This window comes from Klebsiella sp. GB_Kp056, from assembly GCF_040064755.1.
GTDB classification, from domain to species: Bacteria; Pseudomonadota; Gammaproteobacteria; order Enterobacterales; family Enterobacteriaceae; genus Klebsiella; species Klebsiella quasipneumoniae.
This window is the reverse complement of the sequence record NZ_JBEAJA010000012.1, coordinates 1-1,388: the sequence shown is the minus strand read 5'-3', so window position 1 is coordinate 1,388 and position 1,388 is coordinate 1. Positions and strand designations below refer to the sequence as shown.

Genomic DNA, 1,388 nt, shown 5'->3' with positions numbered 1-1,388 from the left:
CGCCAAAACATCTTCGGCGTTGTAAGGTTAAGCCTCACGGTTCATTAGTACCGGTTAGCTCAACGCATCGCTGCGCTTACACACCCGGCCTATCAACGTCGTCGTCTTCAACGTTCCTTCAGGAGACTTAAAGTCTCAGGGAGAACTCATCTCGGGGCAAGTTTCGTGCTTAGATGCTTTCAGCACTTATCTCTTCCGCATTTAGCTACCGGGCAGTGCCATTGGCATGACAACCCGAACACCAGTGATGCGTCCACTCCGGTCCTCTCGTACTAGGAGCAGCCCCCCTCAATTCTCCAGCGCCCACGGCAGATAGGGACCGAACTGTCTCACGACGTTCTAAACCCAGCTCGCGTACCACTTTAAATGGCGAACAGCCATACCCTTGGGACCTACTTCAGCCCCAGGATGTGATGAGCCGACATCGAGGTGCCAAACACCGCCGTCGATATGAACTCTTGGGCGGTATCAGCCTGTTATCCCCGGAGTACCTTTTATCCGTTGAGCGATGGCCCTTCCATTCAGAACCACCGGATCACTATGACCTGCTTTCGCACCTGCTCGCGCCGTCACGCTCGCAGTCAAGCTAGCTTATGCCATTGCACTAACCTCCTGATGTCCGACCAGGATTAGCTAACCTTCGTGCTCCTCCGTTACGCTTTGGGAGGAGACCGCCCCAGTCAAACTACCCACCAGACACTGTCCGCAACCCCGGTCAGGGGCCTACGTTAGAACATCAAACATTAAAGGGTGGTATTTCAAGGTTGGCTCCACGCAGACTGGCGTCCACGCTTCAAAGCCTCCCACCTATCCTACACATCAAGGCTCAATGTTCAGTGTCAAGCTATAGTAAAGGTTCACGGGGTCTTTCCGTCTTGCCGCGGGTACACTGCATCTTCACAGCGAGTTCAATTTCACTGAGTCTCGGGTGGAGACAGCCTGGCCATCATTACGCCATTCGTGCAGGTCGGAACTTACCCGACAAGGAATTTCGCTACCTTAGGACCGTTATAGTTACGGCCGCCGTTTACCGGGGCTTCGATCAAGAGCTTCTCCTTACGGATAACCCCATCAATTAACCTTCCGGCACCGGGCAGGCGTCACACCGTATACGTCCACTTTCGTGTTTGCACAGTGCTGTGTTTTTAATAAACAGTTGCAGCCAGCTGGTATCTTCGACTGGTCTCAGCTCCATCCGCAGGGACTTCACCTACACACCAGCGTGCCTTCTCCCGAAGTTACGGCACCATTTTGCCTAGTTCCTTCACCCGAGTTCTCTCAAGCGCCTTGGTATTCTCTACCTGACCACCTGTGTCGGTTTGGGGTACGATTTGATGTTACCTGATGCTTAGAGGCTTTTCCTGGAAGCAGGGCATTTGTTACTTCAG

The 1,388-nt window shown here is 53.3% G+C and carries 1 rRNA gene; it reads right to left on the bottom strand.

What is annotated here, in order from left to right:
• Positions 1-23: 23 nt before the first annotated feature.
• A 23S ribosomal RNA gene (locus tag ABLV52_RS00605) occupies positions 24-1,388 on the bottom strand; the annotation flags it as partial.